Here is a 21,283-nt window from a genome sequence, read left to right as displayed (position 1 = left end):
TTTGTTGTTGGTACTTAAGCAATACCTGCCTTGCTATCTGTTGCCCCCACTGCTGCCCTATGGCCATAGATTCCTGCATAATGGCCGGTTGCACACTGATCAGCTTTTGCCCGGCTTCGGTTTGATAGAAACGGTTTATGGCTTGAACATCAGCCTCACTTAGATATTTCTGATACACCGGAATGACCATGTTCTCCATTTCGTCGGCATTGACATCGGCCATCACATCAACCCAAAACGATTCGGGAGCATCTGGTACCATTCGTTTCAATGCTGGCAGAAGTTGTTGCATCATTTGCATACCCATTTGGCCCGAGCCGCTAAGTTGCATTAAGGCCTTAATGCTTTCTGGGCGCGCTGGCTCGGCATGAATCAGCGCAGATGGAAAAAATAACACCGAGGCCAGTGCGGCGATTGATAAAAACAGTTTCATTGCAACATCCTTTATTAATAAATCCACTTTGCGCTTAGCCACAATCGGCTTATAAACAGTGTCTAAACCCTAAGCTAAGTTACAGGTTTTTGTGTATCACCTGCTAAGGCGAGCTTTTTTCAGCTATACGCCATAACACTCCACTGGGATCGGTGATACAAAATTCCGACATCCCCCAAGCTTGCTTAACAAGCTCGGTCACTGACACTGAAAACTCTTCAGCCAGCTGCAAATCCAATATATGCTGGCGCCAACTTTGTGCATTTTCCACTAACAAGTGCATCATAAAATTATTGCAATGCTGAGGCTGATAAAAATCTTGCAATAAAAACGTACAAGCGCCTGCTTTAAAATAGGCAATCCCTGCAAACTCAGAAACCATTTCAAAACCTAGGCTTTGGTAAAAGTGCTTAGACAGCTCGAAATCTTTCGCGGGAACAAAGGATTTTATTTCAACGGTGTTTAAGTTCTTCATAAGTATGTTCGCTTATTTTAATTCCTTTGTTACTGCGCTTGCACTCCCCTAGCATGGCATAGTCAACGAGGGTGAGAGAGTGAGTTTTCGTTTTGCATACAGTTTGATTTCAAACCAACCAGATTTCAAAAACAGCACAATTAAAGCAACTGTTTAGCACCCAGCTTTGGTTTGATAATCGTTCAATATTTGATTGATAAATGTTCGCGATCTCGCCCTGTTTAGTCAACCAATGCCAAGCTGCGACTAGCAAAACGATTACTCAGACAGGTTTTCTATCCCCTCGTCAAAAGTCCCTCGGTAAAGCGCCTGCTCTTGGTCATTGTAAATAAAATACACATCCGAAAAGGAAGTCGGAATCGCATTAGATTTCGCCACTCTTTTCTTCAATAGCTCCATAGCCTGCTCCAGCTGAGCAAACTCATCGATAAAGTAATCACTGTAATCATATTGGTCATACCCCATCACTCGGTACTTTCCCACACTCGCCCTACGAGTAAATGTATCCATTTCATACATCCTAAAATAATGACACCTTTGTTTGCAGCAGATTGATAAAAACCGTGCCAACAGCATAACCCAACCAAGCTGAGCTAATTGCTATGGGTTTTGGGAATAAGCCAATCATACTTAGTACGTTCTGAATCCGCTCTCTCCACCTCAGCACTATATCGAATGGCTTGATTACGCCCATGGGCTTTCGAATAGTACATGGCCATGTCTGCTCGACTCAAAATATTACGCAAATGGGTATCCTCAGGCAGTACTGTAGTAATACCCAGACTCACCGTGACATGAACGTCATAATTATCAAAGGAACAAGCTTGTTGTTGAATTTTTTGACGGATCTTCTCGCCCACGCGCCAAGCATTGTCTATGTCAGAATCTCTTAAAATAATAAGAAATTCCTCGCCACCTAATCGGCCAATACTGTCACTGCTACGCAATTCGCTTTTAGCAATATTAGCTACATGTTGAATGACTTCATCGCCGATGGGGTGGCCTAAGGTATCGTTAACCCTTTTAAAGTTATCGATGTCAAACATGATCAAAGAAAAGGACCGATCAAACTGATGATATTCATTGATGGCTGCTTTAAGGGATAGAGAAATGGTACGACGATTGGGTATTTGAGTTAGCTCATCAATCTCGGAGAGAGTTTTCAACTTTTCTTCTAGCACATGTTGTTGAGTAACATTTTTTGCCACCCAAAGTACCGTGCGCTGATTTTTATAAACCATTGGCAAAGGTTTGATGATACCTTCAAACCAGATTTCCTGAGGGTGTGGAACCTCAGCGGGTAAATCGATCATCTCCTCATCGGCAAATTTATACTTTACTTTTTGAGTGGCATTTTCGGCTAAAGCTTGAGAAATAAAAGACAAAAACATCTCAGCCATATCTGCTGGGGCAATATCGTGCAGAGTCTTACCAATAAATGGCTTGCAATCAAAGCCCGTTGCATTTTCGTCCCCTCCAAAAACATCAACATAGATGCCGGTTTCCGAGAAAACAAAAACATGGTCTGGCAGCGCATCTAATACCGTATAATAGCTACTATTTTCTTCCATGATTAAGGTCTCTACACATCATTCAGGCTTCATAATCCTTTTACCTGTATCAAGTTCTTCCTGCTCTTGACTACAACTAGTCAAAATGAAACATAGCGCTTTTTCGACCATAAAAAAATGTAAATTGCAGTTATTAATCAATAAACTATGTAAAATTGCCTTAAGCAAAGGCTGAACGACTTACCAGCATTGTGAAGATAGAAGTTGTGGGACACCAGCGGGGCTAGTCACGATGACTAAATGTAGGGAAAACCTAAGGGAGTAACACAACGGCCAGCAGACTGATTGGAATTTATCCTAGCCATGAGAGCTTGACTTAACGCTATCATGTTAAAAGCGACACTACGGCAATCCCTTCCACTAACAACTCATTAGCTCGTGGTAAGGTTTTTAGCGTAACTATGCGAGGTTTTCTCTAGCTGGTAGCCCACCGACGGATAAAATACATGCGACTCGGCTCGGGCAGCATTAGACTTCACTTCAATACGTGCTAAGCACCGTTGTTTAGCCCATTGCTCGGCGGCGGCGACTAAACTTTGCGCAATACCGCTACGGCGATGGTTGGCGTCCACTACCAGACCGGTAATTTCGCCCCGATGACCCGCCTCTAAAGATAAACGGTGCTCGACTACTAACCAGCCAAGCACGCTTTGCTGACTAAGTGCAACAAACACACAATGACGCTCCGATTGCTCTAATTCAGTCAAGCATTGTTTGGTTTCATCAGTATTTACTAGGTAGCCTAATTGGCCAGTTAATTGAGCTATTTGTTCGGCAAACTCAGTGTTGGCTTCCACTATTTGATACTGCATCATTACTCCCTGATCTCGCTAAGACCATACTCAAGTTCCAAGCAAGTCTAAGCTGGGTTTAGCGCCAGTAAAGTGATCGTTTAGTGACACTCACTAACGGGCAGGCTTTAGCGGATATAACATAGTAGGCTCAGCTGAAACCCCGCCACCTGCATAGTAGCAATATTAGACGAGCGTTCTAGACTTAGCAGTGCATCTTGTTGGTCAACTTTAAACGGGCTATTCCAATCAAGCTTGTTTCCTTGAATAACCAAATAAGGAGCCTGCGCCAACACTTGGCCTTGCCCTTGCCAGCACCCCGTATACAAGCAAATTTCCAACTCACCTTCGCTACTCAATAACACTGACGCAGGCGTAAAATCGTCCTGTTGATACACTGCGCAACCCAGCTCAGAACAACGCGCCTCATAGTCATTATGACAAACCCACTGCTCCGCGTTTAGCCCTAAACTAAACAGCCCCAAACCCAACAACAGGCTTAAGGCTTTAGACAAACTTGACTTCAATATTCAGTTTCCTTTAATAGCAAGCAACGGCAACTTAACGATTAAAACCGCCCCATGCCATGAAAAAAACCACCAAATAACATGGTAAATAAGCCAAAAATAAAGCTAATAATTAGCAGTGCTGGGATCGAAGCAACAGCAAACTTAACCATTAATACCACCATCGACATAAAGGGGATTTTCACATCCACCACTGTCACTTCTTGCTTATTCATTTCATCGGCCATTACTGTGTCCTTTTGCTATAAAATAGAGCAATAGTTTACTTGGTAATGGCTAAGCATTCTTTGATATTTATGGCTTTATTAAAATGCTTTGTGTTAAATAAAAGGCTTTATAAGCCAAGGATAATCGGCGTGATCCCGCAACTATATTTAAGAAAACCCGAACGTAGCGACCTAGAAGAACTGAGCGAATGTTACCAAAAGAGTGAAATTTTCCACCGCCCGTGGAGCTACCCACCGAGCAACGTAAGAGCCTATTTAGAAGAGCCCAACCGCTATTTACTGTGTTTGGCTGAGCATGGTGAAATTGTTGGCACCTTCAATATATCCAACATTATTCGTGGTTTTTTCCAATCGGCTTATCTTAGCTACGAGGTCTTTGTGCCTCATCAAGCCCAAGGCTATATGAGAATAGGCATACGCTTATTATTAAAAGAAGCCTTTGATGAATTGAACTTACATCGCCTTGAGGCAAATATTCAACCAGGCAACAAGGCATCTATAGCGTTAGTGGCCAAGGCTGGATTTGTAAAAGAAGGGCTATCTAAAAACTACTTAAATATTGGCGGAAAGGGTTGGAAAGACCATGAGCGTTGGGCAATAATTAACCCACGCTGGCGAGGACGTTAGCTCGCTTAGGCGTAAATCTTATATGAAGAGACTTAAACCCCACGACTTATACTTAGTGCCTAACCTTTTAGTTACAGTTAAATCGTAGCGTAACAACGGATTTATAAGGAATATTGTTGAGGATCTGGATTTTTTGCTTATGGCTCGCCTTCCCTTGCAGCTTATTTGCCAACCCAATAATGCAAATCGCAACAGTGAGTGAAGCAGACATTCCCAATGCCACCATCACACAAATAAAACACGCCTATAGGCAACTTGGCTTTACTGCCCAGCTTCAATACATGCCGGCCCTACGCGCTTTAAAACAAGCCGAACATGCTCAAGAGTTTGATGCAGTTTTACTACGCGAACCGACCGCTGAAAGCTATTTAACTCAGTACCTAAAGATTGATGTTCCACTTCGACGCTTGCTACACGTTGCTTATGCCACCCGTACCCAAATGGGCGTCAGTGATTGGCAAAGCCTCAATCACTATCGTATCGCGATTGTGCGCGGCTTCTTATCGATTAATCAGGCCCTAGCCGATCACCAAAAACTTGAAATAGTAAACAGCGTTCATCAGGCCATAAGAATGCTGGAAACGGGGCGTGTTGACTTAGCCATTCTCCCCGATATTTTTGGTAACTACGAAATTGAACATCATGGTCATTCTAGTGTAAAACCGGTGGCAGTATTAGGCCAAACCTACTTGTACCACTTTATCCATAAGAAACATCGCGAGCTCGTTCCGGCGCTAACTCAGGCCTTTGCCCAACTAGAGCAAGTAGAATAAGCCCTGTCGATGGAGTCGAGAGAACGCTAAAGTCCGTCTTCTTGCAGCAATAAACTCCATAAAACAAAGATTTATCCACCAACGTTTAATTCAAAGCTGAGCAAATAATTGGCTACATTACAAACAATTTGGATGTTTTTTAATCTTTTTAGCTAAAAAGACTTGAACCGACAAACTAATTCACTATACTGCGTCGCTTTGCCAAGATGGCTGTTTTTTAATCACATCTTTTGCTAAGACTATCTGCGATAGGAGTTCCGTTGAAAGCGATCTTTTTATGCTTATTGCTCATCGTGCCGAATTGGCTTTTTGCTAAACCAGTGATGCACGTATCTTCAATTAATCAAGAAGCGCATTCAACCCTAGTAAAAGGGGTTAGGCAGGCTTATGCTCAATTAGGATTAAATACATCCATAACTCAAATGCCAGCGCTACGCGCGATAAGACAAGCTGAACAAGACCAAGAGTTTGACGCTGTATTGGCGAGAGACGCATCCGCTCAAGTTCTGCTTCCTCACTATTTACAACTCGATGTTCCCATTCAACAGGGGCAGATCGTCGCCTATTCAAAGCAACACGGCATAGTGATCAAAAACTGGCAAAGCCTGCGTAACTATCGCCTTGCTATTGTTCGCGGTATTTTAACGGTGAGCCAGCCACTTAGCTTTCACCGCAAACTAGAGGTAGTGAATACGCCTCATCAAGCCATGCTGATGCTGCAGCGTGATAGAGTCGACTTTGCGATATTGCCAAACAACTTTGCTCAACGAGAACTGGACCATCATAACTACCCTCAAATAGAACAAGTGGCGGTGCTAAAGGAATATTCTCTTTACCACTACCTGCATGAAAAACATGCGGAGTTGGTTCCAGCGTTGAATCGAGCTTTAGCGCAAAGTTTTAACCAGCTAAATCCACCGAAGGCACTACTGACCAACAGCCAAACCATAAACTAAACATTAAGGTCAAAGATTGTCTGCTCCCCCATCATTGCCATGAGGAGGGCAGTCTTGAAAAAAGGAGGCTTACAATTCGAGTAACTGTTTCTTCTTCGCAGTAAATTCCTGCTCACTAATAATGCCTTCCTGGTACAACTGATGAAGCTCGCGTAACTGCTCAGAAACCGGTTGCTGAGAGCCTTGGGTTTTAAGCGTTTGCGACTTTGCTTGCTCGACTTCTGTTAATGGCGGAAGGTCATCTCTGAAAGAAATTAAAGTGTTGTATGTTTTATTGACCACTGCGCCGCGGTTAAGGGCTCTGAAATAGCCGGTATTACCTTGCTCAACTAACTCATAACCCTGTTGGGATTTTAAGTAGGCATAATCTTCACCATGGATGACCTCGGTAATTTTACCGCCACTAAAGCGAACATAATATACCGTCCAGTCGGTGCTATCGCCGGAGAGAAACTTATACACAGCCTTCTCGGGTACTGCCACTTCTGCCACCCATGCATACTATATTACTTCTGAGCCAGAGTGTGACACTTTATAAAACTTCACCGGGCGGCGAATTTTAAAATCTAAAAACTCAGGATGATGTACAGTCGCAAGTTTACTAAAATCTTGCCTAATCACTTGTTGGTAATCGCTGGGATAAGCGCCAAAATCATCACTACGCTTAGCGAAAGTATTGGTGAGATTGCTTTCAACACTGGCGCAGCCCGACAAGCCCACCAGCACAAAAACTAGCAATAAAAAACTGTTAGATAGTTTAATCATAATTATTCCCTATTTATTACCCAAACATCGACCTATAAAAGGCCGTTATTTGAGAAACCGGCCTTGCTGGCTAAGACTATCTCTTAACCCAATTGTCCGATGTTCCATTTACCGCTTCTAATATCTGCGCAACGCCATAATTAACAGATCCCAGCGTTTAAGATGCAGATTTAAATCAATTTAATCTTTCAAATTAACCACCCGGGCTAAATTATCAGAAGCTGAGCAAAAACCCACTATGCTGCAAGAACTCTAAGGGTATCGAATTTTTACTGGTTAGAAGGCAGCATTGAAAGGCTGGCCTTTATTACTTTATTTACCCTTAAACGGATCTCTTAACGCCAAAGCGCTGCCCCATATGCCTCTGCTTTGGGCACAAAGTCGGCAAACAACATCACTTAATGAGTGCGCCAAGCCTGCGCCAACATTGGCAATTAGGTGGTGTATATGCACCTACCAGTGTTGAAAGCAACTCAGCAAAGGCACTGCGAATTGAAGCCTATATAACGGAGCCCTTTGAATAACTGGTCGCAAACCCGGCGATTTAGGCCACTAAGCGCCCCACTGACGTTGCTCCTGCGCAAAATGCTCAACAGCAAAATCAATAAACACTCGCACTTTCGCTGGTAGAAACTGGCGTTCGGCAAACACTGCATGAATGCTTTTACTGGGCATAGCATAGTCCTCGAATAACGCCTCTAAACGTCCCGCTTTAATATCAGGAGCAGCGATAAACGTAGGTAGGCGACCAATACCCAAACCCTGCAACATGGCTTCACGCATGGCTTCACTATTGTTTACTCTAAAATTTCCTTTTACTTCTATCGCTTGGCTTTGGCCATTTCGAACAAACAGCCATTCTTTAACGTCACGGGAATAAGTAAATTGCAAGCAATTATGTTGTCGTAATTGCTCTAGCTCGCTAGGCCGACCGTGTTTTTCTAAATACGCCGGAGAGGCACACAATACGTTGTGCAAGGGCGCTAGTTGTCGCGCGATTAATGAAGAGTCGGGTAAATCGCCGGCTCGAATGGCCACGTCAAAGCCCTCTGCTACCAAATCGACCTGCTTATCATCCATCACCATGTCGATACTGATCTTCGGGTAGAGTGCTAAAAATTTGGCTATTAGGGGGGCAATATGTAAACGCCCAAAAGACATCGGGGTATTTATCCGCAAGCGCCCTTGCGGCTCTCCCTGTAATTGAGCCACTACATCTTCGGCTTGTTTAGCCGAATGATAAGCTTGAGCAGCATATTGATAATACTGCTGACCGGCCTCAGTTAAACTCAACTTACGCGTTGTGCGTTGCAACAACTTCACCCCAAGCTGCTGTTCTAACAAGTTAATTCGTTTACTCACCGCAGACTTGGAAATACCTAAATCTCGTGCTGCTGCGGAAAAGCTGGCGCTTTCAACTACCGCTACAAATACTGGAATTGCCGAAAAACCTTCCATAAACCACCATTGTCAACTTTTACTCAACAGTAAGTGTCAAATATAGCAGATTATCAGAATCAAACTATACGATTACAATGCCCGCATGATCCGATTAGAGATGACACCATGCAGTCCCTTTCCAAACTAGAATCGATTAATGCTAGCCCTACGCAGCTAGAGAGTAAGCTGCCAATTCACGCCTTGATGTTATTAATGGTAACGCTGGTGGCGAGCTCATTTCCGGTGGGAGCGGCAATTACTCACGACTTACCACCAGTAGTTATGATGTTTTTGCGCTTTTTAGCCGCAGCGGTGTTTTTTGCTCCCTATGTTTTTGGTAAAAATGGCTTTACTCTGCCACCCGCTAAAGCCTTGCTAAGGTATGCGCTACTGAGTTTACCCTTAGTGGGTTACTTTTGGTGCATGTTTGAAGCGCTACGCACCACCAGCGCACTTAATACCAGCGCGCTATATACTACACTGCCCGCAATGACCGCCATTGCTAGCTTCTTTGTGATCAAACAAGCCCGCAGTGGACGACGTAGTCTAGGCTTACTAGCCGGTACCATTGGTGCGTTATGGATAGTATTTCGTGGCGATCTAAGTGCGCTGCTAAGCCTGCAATTAAGCGCTGGTGATTTACTATTTTTATTTGGCTGTATCTTACTGAGTTTATATAACGCCTTTCTTAAGAAGGTTTATCGCGGTGAGCCTCAAGAAGTGATGACGTTCTGGGTGATTAGCTTTGGTGCCTTAGCGTTATTACTGGTTTCTTTGCCCAGTTTCGGCCAAGTCACTTGGACAGAAGTTGAGCCAAGCACCTATATTGGAGTACTTTACTTAGCCCTATTTACCACCTTATTCACCTTTTTCTTATTGCAAATGGGAACACAAAAACTGGGACCAACTAAAGTAGCCGCCTATAGCTACTTAACGCCTGTCTTAGTGATGATATTTACGGTTGTGTTGGGCACCGAACAACTCTCTTGGCGCTTAGCACCCGGGGCGTTATTGGTGATGCTAGCCATGTGGTTAATTCAAACTCAGCCGCGCGCGAAAGCTTGACCCAAGCTAGTTGAGGCTCTATGGTGGGGGCCGTTTTTCCCCACAATACAGGATGTAAGGTATGCCACAGGCAGATATAACAAGCTTTATTGAGGTTCTGACAAACGACCCACAACAAGTTCGTTTTGAAGACAGTATCGCGTTAATTGACGCCAACTATGACTTTCACCCTTGCGCATTTAGTAACGGCAGCCAACAAAATGCCTCAGGTGAAAACAGCGGTTCATGCAAAGTATTCGCCTTCGCCCAATTAAATCAGTTAGATAAACAACAAACGCTGCATATTTTTGGCCAGTACTATCAAGACGTTTTGGCCAACCCGTATGGACAAGACCACCAAAATATCCGCCAGTTTATTCACAATGGCTGGGATGGCATTCAGTTTAGTCAAGCTGCTTTAACCGACAAAGCCTAAACCACAAATGATAAAAGCCGCTATTGCGGCTTTTTATTTATCTCAACTTCGCTCTGTAGCAATCTCGCTATAAAGGGCAAATTTCTATAACGCTGCTGCCACGGCAAACCATAACCCACCAGTAAGTCGTCATTAGCTAACTCATAGGCATAGTATTGTGGGTAGGGAATATTCACTCGGCTCGGTTTTACTAACAAGGTGGCAATAGCCAGAGAACGAGGCGAATAATGGCTTGTAAGGTGGGTCATTAAGCGCAGCATGGTTGAGCCAGATTCCAGAGCATCATCCACCACAATCACCGGTCTATTAGCAATATTAATGGTTTGCTGATAAACGATGGCAGACTGGTTGTTGCTATCGCCCGGCGTATGCGGGCAAGCGATGTAGTCCATCGCTAAATCAAATTCTAACTGGCGTACCAAGTCGGCAGTAAAGAGTATCCCACCAGGCACAACACTTATTAACACCACCGACTCACCACGGTAACGCTGATTAAGCTGTTGCGCCACCAGCGTGACCCCTGCGCTAATTTGCTGCGAACTAAACAGCGTATCGCCTATCACGTGCTGCTGCATATTTACTCCTTTGCTTGTTCACTCAACCTAGCTTCGCTAATGTTATGCGGCGGGAATGTCTAGCTTAACTGGCGCAGTACCGCTGGAACATCTTATTAAACGCTCTGTGCTTATTAGCATTAAACCGATAAAGCCTATCAATATTAAAGGCAAAACCATAAACGAACTGGCTGCGGCCGCTAAACCAATAAGCGGTGGCATGACGGTACTGCCCACATAAGCACAGGCCATCGATAAACCAATAATAGCTTGAGAAGCGCGTTCCCCAAAACGCTGCGGCGTGAGATGAATAGTATTAGGATAAACTGGCGCACAGCCCAGACCAATCAGTACTAGCCCAGATTTGGCCAGCAGTGGCGACTCGGGAAGCATTAACATCAATACTCCCAATAACAGGGTGAACAAGCCACCTCGTACTAATTGATGCTCAGCCAAAAATGAGGCAGCGAAACCACAGAAAAAACGTCCAACAGTAATGCCCAAGTAATACATGGCTGTCCAAAAAGCAGCATCGGCAGCACTTAGCCCCTGCTCACTAATCAAGTAACTTGCCGCCCATAGTCCTACCCCCATCTCTAGCGAGCAATAACAAAAAAAGGTCAGCAGTTGCAGTTTCACTCCGCTGATCTTAAGCGCACTGCGATTACTCAATGGTTGAGTTACTTGTGGCTGAACACTCGTGTGCTGGCTAAGCGCTCTGCGCCACAACGGCAGCGCGACCAGCAATACCGCCACCAGCGCAAACTGAAGGTAAGAGATATTGGCGTAGCCAGCTCGCCAGCCCAACTGTTGACTTAAAAACCACGCCATTATCATCGGCCCCAACGTAGCCCCTACTCCCCAAAATGAATGTAGGTAATTCATGTGTTTAGACTGATAATTCACCGCCACAAAGTGGTTCAAGGCGGCATCAACCGCACCAGCCCCCAAGCCTAAGGGAATGGCAAACAACACTAAGCCATAAACATGCTCGCTAATACTAAAGCCATACAGTGCAATGGCGGTCATCAATACGCTAACCAACACCACTTTACCGGTGCCCCAGCGATGGGTGAGGCGGGTAGATAACAAGCTAGAGAATACCGTACCGGAACAAACCACAATGGATACCAAGCCCGCAAACTCGATATCACTATTGAGTTCGCGGTGCATCACTGGCCAAGATGAGCCAAGCAAAGAATCAGGGAGGCCCAAACTAATAAAGGCCAAATAGATAATCAGTAGCAGCAACAAGATGGGATCTTCTGTTTAATTATATTGCTCGTCACCTTACTGACTATTTGCCTAAGTGAATAGCCGCTATAGCGATTTTAAGTGTAAGCCAGTTAGCACTTCGTTATGAAAGCCAAGCATGGCGCTTTCAACACGGCTTAATTTTACTCACCCGCCAGATTTTGCTGTTTCGCCTGCTGCCAAGCTTGATGACATAGTTCACTGCCATCAGCCTCTAAAGGCGCTTCGATTAACCAGCGCAGCGGCGCAACCACAGGGCTGGTGACAAAACGTAGTGCGGTTGTAATCAGTCCACCGTTAGCAATAGCAATTTTAAAATCGTCAAAGCTACCGGAAACCTGCACCGGTGTAGCCAAACCAAATATTTGGGCGCGTTTAGCTTTAGGCCGCAACAACATGCTGAGCTGTCGCTGTTTAAAGTCGACTTCCGTTTCACCGAGTACTCGCATCCGGGAGGTATCGGCTAACAATACATGTTGCTCCAGCTGACCATCCTTGCCATCAAACACAGCCACCACGCAGTTTAATACCGATTTATCGGCATCATCTAACTCTGGCACCACCGCATTAGCCAGGCTTACCACCCAAAAATCCATAATGCCGGCTTCAAACTGCTCAGGCCAAACGGCAAAACCTACTTGTCCGTTGGCATTTTCTAGCCAACGACTAAGTTGCTCGAAACGGCTGTTAACATCAATATGCAAACTAAAGCGACCATTCATCTCGCTACCCGGTTTAATCCGTCTAGCAAGTAGACCATAATCAAAGTTGTCGATATCGGCTTTTAGCTCGCTGTAAAAACCTGAATCGAGTGGTGTCAGTAGAGCGCTAAAGTTCACCTCGCCCCCAGGCAAAGCCAACCATAATGGCGCAACACTAAGGCTGCCGTCGTTCACTTGCCAGTACAGCTTACCCTCGCCTAACCAATCTTCACCCGACTTAACCCGCGCCACATCTAGGGAGAATTCGGCGTTAACCTTCCGCAATACCGCTTGGCTTAACAGCGCCTGTGGCGCTTCGGCTGAAAGTGCCGCGTTATCACTACTCTTTTGGTTGTCTTGATTCGGCGCGGTTTTTTCACTCGGCACTGGCGGCAGCCTTTGCTCTAAACCTTGCCAATCCCCCACTTTAAAGTCGTCAAGTTGAATATTGTTGGCATGCAAGGCAATAGCTATCTGCGGCTTTGGTGTTGCAGTAGTTAAACTGGCGGAACCGCTCAGTTCACTATTGGCCACAGCCAACAACATCTGATTTAGTGCATAACCTTGTTGGTTAATCTGTAGCTCTGCGCTCAGCTTAATGGGGCCAAATGGCGGCAGTTGAATGCCGTGTAAATGATCTAACTGGTTCAAACTCGGACTACTTAGTTGCATTGCCAAACGCATGTTGTCGGCTGAAATGGGTCTGGGCAGCGTAGCTTGAGCGCTTACATTCACCTCATCGATACTCAATTTCATATCAATCGGTAGCTCACTGGGGCGCTGACTAAAATCAGCCAAGCTTAAGCTGCTAACTTCAAGCGCCAATGGCAATTGTTTAACTTGCCCAGTTAGCGCTAAACGTAAGGGCTGCTGTGAACTGGCACTTAAGCGCCCTTGGTTTAAGGCGATGTTAACGCTCGCCTTTGTATTAGGGTCAACCAAATGCCATTGGCCGCCAAGCAACTTAGCCGAAAGCCGTGTGTTGGCTAATAACTCGGCTGGATTATCTCCGCTTAATACTAGCTCAAGCTCGGCACGCTCTAGTGTTAAATCGACCTGCTCGGCAATATTCAACTGTTTCAATAATTGCCTCACATTGGGCCGCTCGCTGGCAAGAGAAAAGTCCATGCGTAAGGGTGAGCGACGCAGATCCAAGGTGACATTACCCGCTATTTGGCTTTGCGCAAACTCGCCGCTAAAAGGGGCGTTTTGCAGCCAACCATCTCGCGCGAAAGCCCGCAACTTTATTTGCTCAAGTTGGTGTTTACCCAGTAGCAAGGTGTCGATGGCAACATCTAAGTCGGCATCTTGAATCGACAGACCTTGAGGCAATAACGGCAGATTAATGTCGAAAACTTCGCCAGAGGAGCTGCCGGTAGAGCCATGGGAGGTATTGCTTGAAGAAGGTTTAGCCTGCCGTGTTGGCCACAAGGCTAATAACTGAGTTAAATCGATACGCTGCCAGCGAGAGTGAACTTTCAACAAAGTTTGTTCAGTTTGCTGCTGCGCCCAGCTGACTTGCAAACTGCCCTGACTGTCAACCACTTGTAGCTGGCTAATATCCAAGACCGAACGTCCCTTAGTCGCCTTTAAGGCTAGCTTTAGCTTTGCTTCACCAGCGGCGCTTTTATCCACCCCCAGCCAAGGGGCCAATAAACCGATGCGCGGCGCACTGGCACTAAGCTGCAAACTGGCGCCTTGCTGCCATAGCCCCTTAGGTAGTTCACCATTCAGCGAAAGCTGAACCGCTGGTGAGTCCACTTGCATGCGCACCAACCACGCTTGCTCTTGCCACAAGGCCCGCAGGGGGCTGGTAAGGATCTGCGCACTCAGCGGTATATCCAGCAATATTCCATCGAATTTGAGATTTAGCTCGCTTGCAACACTCGCCTCGATGGTAGCGGTATTAATATCTAAGTTAGTGCCGGAGGGTAGCTTTAAGCGAGCATCTTTAATGCTGTAGTGTAAGCGGCTAGTCTCTATCAGTTCTGCTAGCTTGTTTCCTTCGGCGTTGATCCGTAATACTGAACGACCAATACTGCCAGTACTTCCGGCTAACATCGGGATATGTTTGGCCAGTTTATCTAAGGGGGATTTTTTCGCTGCCAAGCGCACCGAGCCTACTAAGCGTTCATCTTTTACATTGGCTTTAAGATTACCGCGAAAATGGATGTCGTCGATCACCGCTCGCAAAGGGGCTTTCAGCTGCTCTCCTTCAATTTTCAAGGCAACACTTAGCTCTGACACCTGCTGTGCTAGCCCACTAACTTCACCGATTGATAAAGACAAATCGGCATCCGCTTGGTTAAGCCAATAACTGATGATCTGCAACAGCGGTAACTCTTCTGCGGTGGCTTCAAGATCTTGAGCCAACCGTTGCCCGCGGGGCTGATTGGTAGCAACAACATCAACTTGAGTAAGGCTATTCTCAGCTTGTTTTAACCAAGCGCTTAAATCGAGGCGGTCTATCTCAAGTTGACCGTTTATCGCCACTGGCGAGCGTCCATTTAATGCCAGACTTCCCGATAACTGACTACCCGCTAGACTGGCTTGAATCGGTGAAAGACTATATGCCCCCGGCTTACCATCAAGGCGCGTCGCCAACTTAATCGGTGCGAGATGGGCGAAGTCTTCACCGAATAACCGAATGACGGATTCGCTATTTTGCCAATCTAAATTTAGCTCTAAATAACTATTTTGTTGCGGCTGCGGAGCCAGTTGCCCTGACAGGGTTAATTGGGCATCAGCCACTTGCATGACTAATTCAACATTGCCCTCTCGCCCTTGCAATAAGGGCTGCAACTGCCAGCGAGAGTCCAACGAGTAACGCTCATTCAACATGCTGCCATGCGCCTTCATGGCTAGAGTATCGCTATCTAAGGAAACCAAGCTTAACTGTTCAAGCTGCCAATTCAATACCGCTTCGGCAGCTTGGTCGCTATAGCTTATTCTGGCGTCGCTAATTAGGATCTGCTGTTTAATGTTAAAGCTGTAGCTAATTCCTTGCCAAGTAAAGCTCTGGCGCGGTGTCGTCGAGCTATCGCTGGTCGCGGCTAGCGGCACTTGGCTAGCATCACCTGTGGCAAAAAACTGCCAGTTATTTTCTGCTTTACCAGTTTTAATTAAGTCTAAGTGGAAACCATCAAGTAAGATCTGCTCTATCTCTAAACGCTTAGAAAGAAGCGGCAATACTTCTATTTGTGCACTAGCCTTGCGGACTGAGGCAAATGTTGGCTCGCTAAAACCTTGTGGGTTGGCAATCTCCACCCCCTCGACACTAATCGCCGGGCTGAACGACAACTCAAGTTGAATTGGGCCGGTGATACGCACCTTGCGTTGCAACTGTCGACTTAACAGGTTGGTCACTAGCTCACGGCTTTCACCAATTTCAATTTTTAACCCTATCACTAAGGCCGCAACCGGGAGCATTAAGATGGCCAGCATAACCATTAGAACGATTACACTTCGCTTTAGCCAAAGCTTGATAGTTATCACAAGCATCACCGCGCATATAAAGAAAAAAGCTATTAACGCATGGCTAATAGCTTGAATTTAATATTTATATTGTAGGCGGACTAAACGCTAGCAGGTTTGATTAGCAATAACATAATGGCCGGATAAACCCAGTTTAGTGCCAAGCAAAGTTGCCGCAATAAAACTTATTATTGAGGAATTAAGCCCTGCATCAGTGCTGGACGCCATTCGCCAGCCTCGGCATTATAGGCACCGAAACCAGAAGCATACTCCCAATACGCCCAGCTAATATTGCGTTTTTCTGCTTCACGGGCAATAAACGCCGTCCATGCACGTTGATACTCGGCAGCGGCGTATCCGGAGTAAACCCCAAATTCACCCATGTATATCTCAAAGCCACGCCCTGGCTGCTCGTTCCAAGCGCTCACTCTGTCAAACAAGGCAATCAGGGGTTGCTGATCAGATTGCGTGCCCAACCATGGAGTACCTATCCAATCATTAGCGCCAGCCACCCAGCTCGCCCCTTGGTGAGTGAAATGAAACGGTTCGTAATAGTGAACAGTGATAATGGTATTGTTAGCATTCACGCTGGCGGGCAGCTGTAAATGAGTTAAACCGTCGGGATGTCCCCAATTGGCGGTGCCAATTACTATTTTGCGCTGCTGGTCGCCATTGTTTTGCTGGTCGGCCATGTTAGTCCAAATTAAATCAGTTAAGCGAGCAACAATATCATTCCAATCATCATAACCAATACTGCCATTAGGCTCGTTGAGCAATTCAAACATGACTTGCTCTTGACCATATTCGCTAAGCGGAAAGGCTTGACTTATTTGTTGCCATATTCCGACTAAACGCTTGATATGCGCCTCTTGCATAGCCTCACCGTCATTCATCATGGCTTCATAATGATGCACATTGATCACCACTTTAAGCTGCTCGGCTAGACTCCAGTCAACCACTTGTTTAACTCGCGCCATGAACTCAGCGTCAATTTGATAAGGCGCATTGGCAGCGGCATGTGCTGTCCAACGAATCGGGATCCGCACAGTTTTAAAACCTGCGTCGGCAATTCGATGTAGATCTTCTTCAACTAACAACCGTCCGTCGGTCCACTCGCCCTCATTAGGCGCTTCTAGATAATTACCTAAATTAATACCACGCCCCAGTTTTGTTTGAGTCAACCCTCCACTGGCGTTCCACGCATACATGTCGGTGTAATAAACATCGTCAAGTTGAACCTGAGAGTCACTCGGCGCCCCCATGGAACTGCCGCCACAAGCGACCAATAACAAACTCGGCACACTTAATAAACATGCCACTAGCAATGATCTAGATACGTCCATAATAATCTTCTTTATAGTCCAAATAACGCCTGCTAGGCTAAGGGATGTGCGCCTAGCGAGCTAGCTAAAATAACTAAAAAATAGGCAGCTTTTGTTGTGTCTCACAACAAAGTTAAGGCCATGAAAAATAGACTAAACTTATTTCAAGCTTGGCACGACTTTCTGTGAGCGAGGCAGGCTTAATCAGCAAGGAAGCCGCTTAAGGCTGCTGTTGATCATAAATCGCCAATTGCTGATACAACCAATCTGCTGCGTTGATACGCTCGCCGCTTGCCCATTCGATTTGGTAAGGCTTACCACTAAATGAGGATTTGCTGGCTAACTTGTCGATAAACATCTCGGCAGTCCATTTTTCTTTAGCTGGAGCAAACCAGCTGTTTTGCCCGCGACGCAGTTTCATCCTAAGGTGAGCGGCAGCTTCTTGTGGACTATGCTCGGTGCCATTTCGAATAAACCTCAATGGCGCATTTTCAATGGCGCTTAATAAATAATTTATCCGCTGTTGCTGTTGCGGCCAATTGGATTCGGCGGCTTGACAGAGCGGCTGAGCAAAGAGCCAAAAACTGCACACTAATACCGCTGCAGAGAATAAACGGTTAATGCTCATGCTTTCCTCTTTTTCCATATTTGCTAAGTCTACGAGTTTAAACCGATCCGGGATTAGCTCAAGACGACGATTACCCTTAATTTATTCATGGATAAGGCCATCAACTAATCTCACTAAAGCGTGGATATTCAAGCCAATACTAGCTATGATTTTTCATAATAACCAAATAATTAGCTGATGGAGCTGAGCTGAAATGCACTATTTTTGGGTACCTTTTTTACCCATGTTGGGGATTATTGTTCCTTTGCTAAGCAACCGACTCAGTCGCAGTGCTTGTGCCTTTGCCACCGCGCTACTTCCTGCACTGGCGCTGACTTTAATTTTATTGGATATGCCAACGGTGCTACAAGGGCAAGCTTTTGTCGATAGTATTGAATGGATCCCGCAACTTGGGCTAAGCCTTTCCTTTCGCCTAGACGGCTTATCGGTGTTGTTTAGCCTGCTCATTTTGGGCATAGGCTTGTTGGTAATTTTATATGCCCGCTATTATCTTTCTGAAAAAGACCACATGGGGCGGTTTTACTGTTACCTGATCATGTTTATGACCGCCATGCTCGGCATTGTTATGTCTAACAATATGTTGCAGCTATGGTTTTTTTGGGAGCTCACCAGCATCAGCTCCTTCTTGTTGATCAGTTTTTGGTCCCATAGCAGCGAAGCTCGCAAAGGTGCCCGCATGGCACTGACTATTACCGGCGCAGGCGGCTTAGCGTTACTGGCAGGAATTATTCTACTTGGGCAAGTGGTGGGCAGTTATCAATTAGATGTGGTGCTCGACAGTAAAACGTTAGTGCAGCAACACCCCTATTACTATGCCATTCTGGCTTTATTCCTGTTAGGTGCTTTTACCAAATCGGCACAATTCCCCTTCCATTTTTGGCTACCCCATGCGATGGCTGCACCGACTCCGGTGAGCGCTTATTTGCACTCGGCCACTATGGTAAAAGCCGGCATTTTCTTGCTGGCTCGTTTTTATCCGGTGTTGGCGGGTAGCGAAGTATGGTTTGTGGCGGTATCGCTAACCGGCTTATTCACCCTGCTACTGGGAGCTTATACCGCCTTATTTAAACATGACTTAAAAGGCCTATTAGCTTACTCCACCATTAGCCACCTTGGGTTAATTGTTCTGTTGCTAGGTTTGAATACCGAGCTAGCCGCCATTGCCGCGGTGTTTCATATCATCAACCACGCCATTTTCAAGGCCTCGTTATTTATGGCTGCGGGCATTATTGACCATGAGTCAGGCTCGCGCGACATGCGCAAGCTAAACGGCCTATGGAAGTACATGCCGATTACCGCCACCTTGGCCATGGTCGCCTCTGCATCAATGGCTGGCGTGCCCTTACTCAATGGTTTTTTGTCTAAGGAAATGTTCTTTGCCGAAACCTTAGACCAAAGCATTCTGGGTTCGCTATCTTGGTTAATTCCCGTGTTGGCCACCATTGGCGGTGCGTTTGCGGTGGCCTATTCCCTACGTTTCATTCACGATGTATTTTTTAACGGTGAGCCCAAAGGTTTAAGCAAAACGCCGCACGAACCACCGCGCTACATGCGGGTACCAGTAGAAGTGTTAGTCGCACTGTGTCTATTGCTCGGCATTGCCCCTAGCGTGACCATTGGACCACTACTAAATAGCGCCTCGCTAGCGGTATTACACCATCCGCTACCGTACTTTAGTTTGGCGATTTGGCATGGCTTTAACATCCCCTTATTAATGAGTGCGCTGGCCATTGCTGGTGGCTTAGCCATTTATTTAAATCGTAAGCCACTGTTTAGATTTGCAGCCTTATTCCCGGTAATTGATGCCAAAATCCAGTTTGAAGCAGCCATTCAAGCCCTTGTTCGAGCGGCACAGAAAATCAATGACTATTTGGAATCAGGCTCGTTGCAACGCTATGCATTTTGGCTGTGCTTCTTTGCCTTACTACTAAGTGCGCCGCCGCTGTTTGAGCTGGAATCAAGCCAAGGCCCCATCGCCGAAATGCCAATCAATGGCGCCATTATTATCGCGGCTATTTTATTAATCGCGGGCTCTTTGGCCACATTGATTTGGAGCCACTTACGACTAATAGCCCTATTAATGCTGTCTTTAGTAGGTTTAGTGGTATCAATTACCTTTGCTTATTTCTCGGCACCAGATTTAGCACTCACTCAACTATCGGTAGAAGTGGTTACCGTTATCTTGTTGCTACTGGCTTTATATTTTTTCCCCCAACAAAGCCCCACCAGCAAGAGTCGCCCCAGCCACTTTGTGCGAGATTTAGCCTTAGCCTCCTTCTTGGGTTGCGTAATTGGTAGCTTATGTTTTGCCTTAATGACCCACCCGCTCGATAGCATTTCCGATTATTTTATTGCTAATGCTAAAACCGGGGGCGGTGGTACCAACGTGGTGAACGTAATATTGGTCGATTTTAGGGGCTTTGATACTTTTGGTGAAATTACCGTATTAGGTATTGCCGCCTTGGGGATCTACAAACTGATTGCTCGTATGCGCTTATCAATACGCACTAAAGACCACGAAGGGCGAGTATGGGCTAAAGATAAACACCCGCTATTGTTGGCGGTGGTATCACAAAGCTTATTGCCTTTGTTCCTATTGGTTTCGATTTATATTTTCATGCGCGGACACAACCTACCTGGAGGTGGTTTTATTGCCGGATTGATTACCTCAATTGCCTTAATTCAGCAGTATTTAGCGCACGGTGTTGAATGGATGAGCAAACGCGTCAGCATAAGTTACCACTACTTCATCGCCTTTGGCCTGTTGACCGCAGCCTTAACCGGCCTCGGCAGTTGGGCCTTTGGCTATCCCTTCTTAAGCTCGTGGTTTGACTATTTCTATCTACCTTGGATAGGTAAGTTTGAGCTAACCAGTGCAATGATTTTTGACTTGGGAGTGTACTCAACAGTGATTGGCGCCACCCTGCTAATTTTGGCCAGTTTAGGCAAGCTCACCACCAAAGAACGACTCACCGTAGGAGAAAGATAATGGAGTTAATCTACGCCGTGTGTGTCGGCTTCATGAGCGCTTGTGGCATTTTCCTAATGCTGCGTGGTCATACTTTTACGCTGGTTATCGGTTTAACCTTATTGTCTTATGCGGTTAACTTGTTTTTATTTGCCAGTGGCGGGCTAAGCATTGGTGCGCCAGCGGTATTAAATGGCAGCGAGCACTACGCCGACCCCCTCCCTCAAGCTTTGGTGCTTACCGCAATTGTAATTGGCTTTGCGATGACCGCGTTTGCCGTGATATTAGCCATGCGCGGGCGAGCCGATTTAGGCAAT

The 21,283-nt window shown here is 45.9% G+C and carries 22 protein-coding genes; 7 read left to right on the top strand and 15 right to left on the bottom strand.

Going from position 1 to position 21,283, the window contains the following annotated elements; genetic code table 11:
- From ACQY6Q_RS18580 to ACQY6Q_RS18550, 7 genes are all read right to left on the bottom strand, one after another.
- A partial coding sequence (locus ACQY6Q_RS18580; protein ID WP_427983730.1) for a DUF2059 domain-containing protein occupies positions 1-433 on the bottom strand: 433 nt, incomplete at its 3' end.
- A gap of 103 nt (positions 434-536) precedes the next feature.
- Positions 537-908 (bottom strand): VOC family protein, encoded by a 372-nt coding sequence (locus ACQY6Q_RS18575; RefSeq protein WP_427983728.1) that lies wholly within the window; start codon positions 906-908, stop codon positions 537-539.
- A gap of 258 nt (positions 909-1,166) precedes the next feature.
- The gene (locus ACQY6Q_RS18570) at positions 1,167-1,418 is read right to left on the bottom strand and encodes a hypothetical protein (RefSeq protein WP_427983727.1); all 252 of its coding nucleotides are present in this window, start codon (positions 1,416-1,418) and stop codon (positions 1,167-1,169) included.
- An 83-nt stretch (positions 1,419-1,501) separates the two neighbouring features.
- Positions 1,502-2,479: a diguanylate cyclase gene (locus ACQY6Q_RS18565; protein ID WP_427983725.1), complete on the bottom strand. Its 978-nt coding sequence runs from the start codon at positions 2,477-2,479 to the stop codon at positions 1,502-1,504.
- Between the two features lie 371 nt (positions 2,480-2,850).
- A complete protein-coding gene (locus ACQY6Q_RS18560; RefSeq protein ID WP_427983723.1) occupies positions 2,851-3,291 on the bottom strand; it encodes a GNAT family N-acetyltransferase in 441 nt (146 codons plus the stop codon).
- Between the two features lie 107 nt (positions 3,292-3,398).
- Entirely contained in the window at positions 3,399-3,797 is a 399-nt protein-coding gene (locus ACQY6Q_RS18555; RefSeq protein WP_427983721.1) for a hypothetical protein, read from the bottom strand.
- Positions 3,798-3,838: 41 nt separating this feature from the next.
- Positions 3,839-4,024: a hypothetical protein gene (locus ACQY6Q_RS18550; RefSeq protein WP_427983720.1), complete on the bottom strand. Its 186-nt coding sequence runs from the start codon at positions 4,022-4,024 to the stop codon at positions 3,839-3,841.
- Positions 4,025-4,153: 129 nt separating this feature from the next.
- Between ACQY6Q_RS18550 and ACQY6Q_RS18545 the strand changes: the two genes are divergently transcribed.
- The 3 genes from ACQY6Q_RS18545 (at position 4,154) to ACQY6Q_RS18535 (ending at position 6,380) form a co-directional block, all read left to right on the top strand.
- Complete coding sequence (locus tag ACQY6Q_RS18545; protein ID WP_427983718.1) at positions 4,154-4,651, top strand: GNAT family N-acetyltransferase; 498 nt, start codon at positions 4,154-4,156, stop codon at positions 4,649-4,651.
- A 179-nt stretch (positions 4,652-4,830) separates the two neighbouring features.
- The gene (locus ACQY6Q_RS18540; RefSeq protein ID WP_427983716.1) at positions 4,831-5,424 is read left to right on the top strand and encodes a hypothetical protein; all 594 of its coding nucleotides are present in this window, start codon (positions 4,831-4,833) and stop codon (positions 5,422-5,424) included.
- A gap of 260 nt (positions 5,425-5,684) precedes the next feature.
- Complete coding sequence (locus tag ACQY6Q_RS18535; protein WP_427983715.1) at positions 5,685-6,380, top strand: substrate-binding periplasmic protein; 696 nt, start codon at positions 5,685-5,687, stop codon at positions 6,378-6,380.
- Between the two features lie 69 nt (positions 6,381-6,449).
- Here ACQY6Q_RS18535 and ACQY6Q_RS18530 read toward each other — a convergent pair whose 3' ends face one another.
- From ACQY6Q_RS18530 to ACQY6Q_RS18520, 3 genes are all read right to left on the bottom strand, one after another.
- Positions 6,450-6,872: an SHOCT domain-containing protein gene (locus ACQY6Q_RS18530; protein ID WP_427983714.1), complete on the bottom strand. Its 423-nt coding sequence runs from the start codon at positions 6,870-6,872 to the stop codon at positions 6,450-6,452.
- 9 nt (positions 6,873-6,881) lie between these two features.
- A complete protein-coding gene (locus ACQY6Q_RS18525) occupies positions 6,882-7,145 on the bottom strand; it encodes a hypothetical protein (RefSeq protein WP_427983712.1) in 264 nt (87 codons plus the stop codon).
- Between the two features lie 552 nt (positions 7,146-7,697).
- Positions 7,698-8,603 carry a LysR family transcriptional regulator gene (locus ACQY6Q_RS18520; RefSeq protein WP_427983710.1) on the bottom strand — a complete coding sequence of 302 codons (906 nt, stop codon included), beginning with the start codon at positions 8,601-8,603 and terminating at the stop codon, positions 7,698-7,700.
- Positions 8,604-8,711: 108 nt separating this feature from the next.
- Here ACQY6Q_RS18520 and ACQY6Q_RS18515 point away from each other — a divergent pair, with 108 nt between their 5' ends.
- The gene (locus tag ACQY6Q_RS18515) at positions 8,712-9,650 is read left to right on the top strand and encodes a DMT family transporter (RefSeq protein WP_427983708.1); all 939 of its coding nucleotides are present in this window, start codon (positions 8,712-8,714) and stop codon (positions 9,648-9,650) included.
- A gap of 61 nt (positions 9,651-9,711) precedes the next feature.
- Complete coding sequence (locus tag ACQY6Q_RS18510; protein WP_427983706.1) at positions 9,712-10,065, top strand: HopJ type III effector protein; 354 nt, start codon at positions 9,712-9,714, stop codon at positions 10,063-10,065.
- Positions 10,066-10,085: 20 nt separating this feature from the next.
- On the opposite strand, the gene ACQY6Q_RS18505 is transcribed toward ACQY6Q_RS18510, so the two are convergent.
- The 5 genes from ACQY6Q_RS18505 to ACQY6Q_RS18485 form a co-directional block, all read right to left on the bottom strand.
- The gene (locus ACQY6Q_RS18505) at positions 10,086-10,640 is read right to left on the bottom strand and encodes a phosphoribosyltransferase (RefSeq protein WP_427983705.1); all 555 of its coding nucleotides are present in this window, start codon (positions 10,638-10,640) and stop codon (positions 10,086-10,088) included.
- A gap of 42 nt (positions 10,641-10,682) precedes the next feature.
- Positions 10,683-11,873: an MFS transporter gene (locus ACQY6Q_RS18500; protein ID WP_427983703.1), complete on the bottom strand. Its 1,191-nt coding sequence runs from the start codon at positions 11,871-11,873 to the stop codon at positions 10,683-10,685.
- A 143-nt stretch (positions 11,874-12,016) separates the two neighbouring features.
- The gene (locus ACQY6Q_RS18495; RefSeq protein ID WP_427983702.1) at positions 12,017-16,024 is read right to left on the bottom strand and encodes an AsmA family protein; all 4,008 of its coding nucleotides are present in this window, start codon (positions 16,022-16,024) and stop codon (positions 12,017-12,019) included.
- A gap of 212 nt (positions 16,025-16,236) precedes the next feature.
- The gene (locus ACQY6Q_RS18490; protein ID WP_427983701.1) at positions 16,237-17,391 is read right to left on the bottom strand and encodes a glycoside hydrolase family 5 protein; all 1,155 of its coding nucleotides are present in this window, start codon (positions 17,389-17,391) and stop codon (positions 16,237-16,239) included.
- Positions 17,392-17,590: 199 nt separating this feature from the next.
- Positions 17,591-17,998, bottom strand: coding sequence for a DUF5329 family protein (locus tag ACQY6Q_RS18485; RefSeq protein WP_427983700.1), 408 nt, complete (start codon positions 17,996-17,998; stop codon positions 17,591-17,593).
- Positions 17,999-18,191: 193 nt separating this feature from the next.
- Between ACQY6Q_RS18485 and ACQY6Q_RS18480 the strand changes: the two genes are divergently transcribed.
- Positions 18,192-20,987: a monovalent cation/H+ antiporter subunit A gene (locus ACQY6Q_RS18480; RefSeq protein WP_427983699.1), complete on the top strand. Its 2,796-nt coding sequence runs from the start codon at positions 18,192-18,194 to the stop codon at positions 20,985-20,987.
- Positions 20,987-21,283 (top strand): Na+/H+ antiporter subunit C (locus tag ACQY6Q_RS18475; RefSeq protein WP_427983697.1); only part of this gene is annotated, 297 nt, incomplete at its 3' end. The genes ACQY6Q_RS18480 and ACQY6Q_RS18475, both read left to right, overlap by 1 nt.

Source organism: Agarivorans sp., from assembly GCF_050295395.1.
Classification (GTDB): Bacteria; Pseudomonadota; Gammaproteobacteria; order Enterobacterales; family Celerinatantimonadaceae; genus Agarivorans.
Note: the sequence above shows the minus strand (reverse complement) of the source record. Positions and strands in the feature narration are given on the sequence as shown.